This is a genomic window from Pararcticibacter amylolyticus (genome assembly GCF_003130405.1).
Classification (GTDB): domain Bacteria; phylum Bacteroidota; class Bacteroidia; order Sphingobacteriales; family Sphingobacteriaceae; genus Arcticibacter; species Arcticibacter amylolyticus.
On record NZ_QEAS01000017.1, the window covers coordinates 132,930 to 139,239 of the forward strand.

The window sequence follows — 6,310 nt, forward strand, 5'->3', positions numbered from 1 at the left end:
TATATACAGCCTCCTCTATTGCGGAGGCTTTTGTATTTTTGCGGAATGATAAGCCTCCGGCAATTATTCCTCCTCAATAACGCACAAACATCCTCCACTCCCCGGCTTCTCCAGGTAGACCGGGCCAAAGGGATTTATCTCTACGACCCTGAAGGCAAAGCCTATATGGACTTCGTTTCGGGCTTCGCGGTCAGCAATGTAGGCCATTGCCACCCTGCTGTAGTGCAGGCCGTAAAAGAGCAGGCCGACCGATATATGCACGTGGCTGTTTATGGCGAATATGTGCAGGCTCCTCAGGTGCTCTTTGCAGAGAAACTTGTTTCAGTACTGCCCGCCGGCCTTGACTCCGTGTACTTTGTAAATTCTGGAGCCGAGGCTACAGAAGGGGCGATAAAACTTGCAAAACGGTTTACCGGAAGAAGCAAGATCATTTCCTGCCACCATGCCTACCACGGAAGCACACACGGGGCTCTCAGCGTGATGGGCAATGAATACTACAAGCAGGCATACCGTCCGCTTCTTCCCGATGTGCATTTTATCCACTATAACCAAACGACTGATCTGGAGCTCATTGATTCCGAAACAGCCTGTGTAATTCTCGAAAGTATCCAGGGGGAGGCAGGCGTAAGAGTAGCCAGTAATGACTACATGCAGGCCTTGAGAAAACGCTGTGACGAGACCGGCACACTTTTGATATTTGATGAAATACAAACGGGATTCGGACGCACCGGCAAACTGTTCGCGTTTGAGCATTTCGGAATGCAGCCTGATATTCTGCTTCTTGCCAAGGGTATCGGCGGCGGAATGCCTGTTGGTGCTTTCATTGCCTCGCAGGAAGTGATGAACTGCCTCAAAGACAACCCGATCCTGGGCCATATTACGACATTCGGCGGCCACCCTGTCAGCTGTGCCGCAGGCCTGGCTACATTGCAAACCATCATTGACGAAAACCTGATGGCTGACGTTGATAAGAAAGAAGCTTTGCTTCGCAATCTTCTGGTTCATCCTTCAATAAGGGAAATCCGGGGGAAAGGTTTAATGCTATGCATTCAGCTCGATACTTTTCAGCAGGTAGAAGAAGTGAGCAGGAAGTGTGTTGAAAACGGTGTAATAGTCGACTGGTTCCTTCATTGCGACACAGCGATAAGAATAGCTCCGCCTCTTATCGTCAGCGAAGAAGAAATCCGCAAAGCATGTAAGATAATAACGGATGTTTTAACTTCAGTACAAGAAAGAGCCTGAAAAATCAGGTTCGTTCTTGTACAACCTCTATTAATCTATTCTTCCAGCCAACATCCACTTCCTATTACACTTACCTTCTGCCAAACCCCTCCCAAAACTCAACCAAAAAAGAATACACTTTTCTATTTTTTTTATATTTTTAATTAAAAACCAATTAATAATTTAATATTTTTATAAAAAAGATTTAAAAAAATATGAATGAATTAAATTTTCTAAGCAAATACCTACCAGAACCATCAACCTGGGATGAAATGTTTAATTCAGATTGCAAAATCCGCTCGCCTTATCAGAAAATAATCAATTATCTTTCATCAGAATCCCTGGAAGAGCTTAATAAAAAGGAAGAGCTTGCAAGAAAGCTATTTATGACGCAGGGAATAACTTTCACCGTATATAACAGCGGGGAAGGAATCGAAAAAATCTTCCCCTTCGATATTATTCCACGTATAATAACAGCCCAGGACTGGGAATTGATAGAAAAAGGCATAAAACAGCGACTGAAGGCGCTCAATATATTCCTGAAAGACATATACAGCAATATGTTTATAGTGAAGGACGGAGTCATTCCCATTGAAATGATCACCTCGTGTCCTCACTTCCTCCGGGAAATGTATCAGGTAAAGGTTCCTCACGACATCTATGTTCATATCGCCGGTATCGACCTGATCCGGGACTACGATGGCTCCTTCTACGTGCTGGAGGATAACTTGCGCACCCCTTCAGGAGTAAGCTACATGCTTGAGAACAGGGAAATAACCAAACGTCTGTTTCCAGACCTGCTTCCGCAGTGTCAGGTAAGAAGTGTCACCCAATACCCGGAAATTCTCTATCGAAACTTACTGGCGATATCCCCCCGGCAGATCTCTAATCCTACCATTGTTCTGTTAAGCCCGGGTATCTACAATTCAGCATATTTCGAACACACCACACTCGCGCGCCTGATGGGCGTTGAACTGGTGGAAGGCCGCGATCTGCTGGTTGAGAACCATAAAGTTTACATGAAGACCACCAATGGCCGCCAGCAGGTAGACGTAATCTACAGGAGGGTGGATGATGAATATCTCGACCCGCTCACTTTTAACCCCCAGAGCATCCTGGGAGTAGCGGGCATTATGAGTGCTTACCGTAAGGGAAATGTCGCAATAGTGAACGCTGTGGGCAATGGTGTGGCAGACGACAAGGCCATTTACACCTATGTACCCCAAATGATCAAGTACTACCTCAATGAAGAACCCCTGCTGAAAAACGTGCCGACCTATCAGCTCGGAGATACCGAACAGAAAGAATATGTCTTTTCAAATATCAGCAAAATGGTTATTAAGAAAACCAATGGAAGCGGCGGCTATGGAATGCTGATGGGACATACGGCAGATCAGAAAGAAATTGAAGATTACAAATCCGAAATTGAAAAAGATCCCCGTCAATACATCGCACAGCCTACCATCAGCCTATCTGCTGCACCATGTTTCCTCGACAGCCAGCTTCATCCCCGGAGGATAGACTTACGACCTTTCGCATTGTGCGGACCTGACGGTATTGAAATTGTTCCGGGCGGATTAACGCGGGTTGCCCTCAAGGAAGGATCCTTAATCGTTAACAGTTCGCAGGGCGGAGGAAGTAAAGACACCTGGGTACTCGCATCATAAATTCATTTGAAATAGAAAAAAACTGTACATGTTAAGCAGGGTTGCAGCAAACTTATATTGGTTAAGCCGTTACGTGGAACGCAGCGACGGCATCCTCAGAATGTTAAAAATACATTACGCATCGTCGCAGGACTCTCTTCAGCCATTCTCCTGGGCTCCTGTAATGAAGATCTATAGCGGGCTTGAAGAAGACCTTCTCCGGGCAATAGAATATAACAGCCGGGAAGTACTGCTGTACATGTTTTCCGGGAAAGACAATCAGAATTCAATTGTAAACATCATCACACTGGCACGCGAAAATGCACGCAGTGTCCAGGATCATATTCCTAAAGACTTATGGCAGTGCCTCAACGAATATTATCACCTGGTAAAAGATCAAAGACTTATCCATTCGCTGAAAAGAGACGATCCGACCTCAGTTCTCGATGAATTGATCAGACAGGTGATGCTCTATTATGGAATAGCTGAAATAACCATGGTACGAGGAGAAGGAAGAAGTTTTATGAACATCGGGAAGTATCTGGAGCGTAGCATCCAGTCAGCGGATATCCTGGATATAAAGCCCGAAAATAACCAAAATAACCCCGACTTACTTTCAGGCACATCCTATCTTAAATATCTTCTGCTGTCACTCGGGGCCTACGATTTATATTTTAAAACCTATCGCAGAGGTTTTGATATTGAGAACGTGGTAGATCTTGTTGTACTTAACAATGACTTTCCAAGATCAGTGCTCTACTCCGTCAATAATATCTACCGCTATTTCGAGAGACTCAAAGCCAACAAGAACATATTGGATTTTAAGGAACTGTCGTTTATAATAGGACGGCTTCAGAGTATGATCCAGTACAGCACTGTAGAGTCAATCACCCAGCAGGGACTTCATCCCTATCTCGCGCAGATAAAAAAAGAACTTTACAGCATCGGCAATACCTTGAATGCACAATATTTTGCGTATTCTTAAACATAAATTGCAACACACATGCCCGAGTTTAAAATCAAACATATCACAAAATATACCTACCAGGGTCTGGTCAGTGACAGCGCAAACCAGATTATTCTGTTTCCGGTTACCGACCAGTACCAGGAAGTGCAGAAACACGACCTGAAAATAAGCGGGGACCCTGTAGTGGATATTTATGAAGACTATTACGGAAACCGTGTAGGGAATTTCACCTACAGCGCTCCCCATCCGGAACTAAGCATCGTTTCAAGAGTGATCGTCACCACTAAAAGCAAGCCTCTGCCTGAAGATGATATATTCCCCTCACACCAGTGGCAGGATCTGTTAAAAGTTCAGAACAATATACCGTTCATAGACTATCTGAAACAGGAGCCATTTGAAGGTCTGGAGGAACTCAAAGAAATAGTATCCCGGGAACATTTGTCGGCAGAGACACCTTACCAGACAGCCCTGCATTACTGCAAGTACGTGTATGAAAATTTCAACTACATACCTGGCATTACAACAGTTGAAACGACCCTTGATACCATCTGGCAATTAAAAGCCGGCGTATGTCAGGATTTCGCTCATATCCTGCTGGTAATGCTGCGCCTGATAAATATCCCCGCGAGATATGTAAGTGGATATATCTGTCCGCATAAAAACGGAATGCGCGGAGAAGGGGCCACTCACGCATGGGTAGAAGCCTATCTGCCCAACTACGGCTGGCTGGGATTTGACCCGACAAATAACTGCATAGCCAATGAAACACATGTCCGCCTGGCAGTGGGTAGGAGTTTTTCGGATTGCTCGCCGGTTAAGGGAGTCTATAAAGGCCTTCCCGAACATAAGCTGGAAGTTTCCGTTACCGTTTCTTATGAAGACGAGCCGCCTTCTCAGGACGAAACGCCGGAGATAGTCATTGAAAAAGCACATACCGATTTCCCGGTCAACAGCTTCCGTAAATACCAGGAGATGGAACAGCAGCAACAGCAATAAGTCCTTCTTCATTCATTTTCGAACAAATTCCGAAGAAAAGGGTTAAAGCAATAATAATCCTACCTATATGAATCCGTTTGAAAAAGACAAGGAAGAGAACAAAAAGAGCACAGAAGATCTTTCACAGGCAGAGAAAGACACGCTCGCCGCAGAAGAGTTCATTATAAGCAACTCTAACGGAAATGGCATTAATCCCAATCCCATAGAGAGCGGAAATGCATCCGACTGGGAAACAGGCACTATGCAAAACGAGCACTATAAGGAGGACGCTTCTTCCCCGGAAGAATAATAAGTCTTTAAAATTAAAATTCAGGAATCCAAAACAACAGGGCAACCTTTGCCCTGTAATATCCCTACATAGAATGAATCCAGCTAAAATGATACTCAACGGGGCTACTTTTCATTCGCTCTGCAATTCTCATTAAGCGGTCCGGCAATTTCATCAGATAATCTCTCGCCTTTTCCCCTGTATCATTCAAGCTTTTAAGACTCTCCACCTCCCAATCGTTCAGAAGCTGCTTTAGAATATCAACATAATCGACAGAAGTATAAACCCCGAGCCTCTGAGCCGCATCTGCAAAGTGAGTGAACGTCTCACCTGCCTTTTTTCCAACCTCTCTAAGGAAATGAGCAGGCATTACGATTTTCTTACGCATCATGTCCTCAAAAGCGACCAGAACCTCATTGGGATCGACTTTAATGATCTGGGCAATAAAGTCTTTATAAGCTCTCGCATGACGGGCTTCATCCGCGGCGATCACTCCGCACATTTTAGATAATAGTGTGTCGCCATCCTTTTTCGCCAGGCTTGCCACTCTTCTATGTGAAATATTAGTAGCAAGTTCCTGAAAACTTGTATATATAAAGTTCCTGTAAGGATCCTGGTCTGTCCCAATATCAAATCCGTCAGCCAACAAGTACTGTGTAGAGATCTCTAACTGACGCATATTAACCCTTCCCGATAAGTAGAGATATTTATTTAACAAATCTCCGTGACGGTTCTCCTCTGCAGTCCAGTGTCTCACCCACTTCATCCACCCGCCTTCTTCTTCCTTAGAAACACCCTCCACCATAGTCAGCCAGGATTCATAAGTGGGCAAAGCCTCTTCCGTAATCGTATCTCCAATCAGTACCGCAATAAGATCATAGGAAAGTCCTTTTGCACTTTCCCGCAGCTCTTTAACTTCCTCAAAAAAGTTCTCATTAGTGGAATCTGGAAGAAAATCTGCTGGCTGCCATATTGTATCAATAGACTTCAGGTAATTATTCATATTATCCAACATATATTTCTCAATATGCTGCATTACTTCCCTGCGTATACCAAAACTGTTAGTCATCTTATCGGATTAAGTTGCAAAGATATATTTTTTAAATGTTTAAACCTACGTCCTTCAATAACGATTCTAAACAAGAATAGTTTACACGAAGAATGGGGAAACGACATTCAGATTGGGGTAGCTGGAGTTTCAGCTTTAATCGC

The 6,310-nt window shown here is 44.2% G+C and carries 6 protein-coding genes; 5 read left to right on the forward strand and 1 reads right to left on the reverse strand.

Going from position 1 to position 6,310, the window contains the following annotated elements; genetic code table 11:
• The 5 genes from DDR33_RS19100 to DDR33_RS19120 all read left to right on the forward strand — a co-directional run.
• Positions 1 to 1,242: aspartate aminotransferase family protein (locus DDR33_RS19100; RefSeq protein ID WP_317047458.1), on the forward strand; the 1,242-nt coding region annotated here is incomplete at its 5' end.
• A gap of 194 nt (positions 1,243 to 1,436) precedes the next feature.
• A complete protein-coding gene (locus DDR33_RS19105) occupies positions 1,437 to 2,888 on the forward strand; it encodes a circularly permuted type 2 ATP-grasp protein (protein ID WP_109417404.1) in 1,452 nt (483 codons plus the stop codon).
• A 28-nt stretch (positions 2,889 to 2,916) separates the two neighbouring features.
• Entirely contained in the window at positions 2,917 to 3,852 is a 936-nt protein-coding gene (locus DDR33_RS19110) for an alpha-E domain-containing protein (protein WP_109417405.1), read from the forward strand.
• An 18-nt stretch (positions 3,853 to 3,870) separates the two neighbouring features.
• Entirely contained in the window at positions 3,871 to 4,830 is a 960-nt protein-coding gene (locus DDR33_RS19115) for a transglutaminase family protein (protein ID WP_109417406.1), read from the forward strand.
• Between the two features lie 67 nt (positions 4,831 to 4,897).
• Positions 4,898 to 5,119: a hypothetical protein gene (locus DDR33_RS19120; RefSeq protein ID WP_109417407.1), complete on the forward strand. Its 222-nt coding sequence runs from the start codon at positions 4,898 to 4,900 to the stop codon at positions 5,117 to 5,119.
• A gap of 64 nt (positions 5,120 to 5,183) precedes the next feature.
• Here the strand turns inward: DDR33_RS19120 and DDR33_RS19125 are convergent, their stop codons facing one another.
• A complete protein-coding gene (locus DDR33_RS19125; protein WP_109417408.1) occupies positions 5,184 to 6,167 on the reverse strand; it encodes an acyl-ACP desaturase in 984 nt (327 codons plus the stop codon).
• Between the last annotated feature and the right edge of the window lie 143 nt (positions 6,168 to 6,310).

What these genes read in the sequence shown, in the direction of transcription:
- DDR33_RS19120 (WP_109417407.1), top strand. Translation starts at nt 4,898, where the DNA reads ATGAATCCGTTTGAAAAAGACAAGGAAGAGAACAAAAAGAGCACAGAA.
- DDR33_RS19110 (WP_109417405.1), top strand. Translation starts at nt 2,917, where the DNA reads ATGTTAAGCAGGGTTGCAGCAAACTTATATTGGTTAAGCCGTTACGTG.
- DDR33_RS19115 (WP_109417406.1), top strand. Translation starts at nt 3,871, where the DNA reads ATGCCCGAGTTTAAAATCAAACATATCACAAAATATACCTACCAGGGT.
- DDR33_RS19105 (WP_109417404.1), top strand. Translation starts at nt 1,437, where the DNA reads ATGAATGAATTAAATTTTCTAAGCAAATACCTACCAGAACCATCAACC.
- DDR33_RS19125 (WP_109417408.1), bottom strand. Translation starts at nt 6,167, where the DNA reads ATGACTAACAGTTTTGGTATACGCAGGGAAGTAATGCAGCATATTGAG.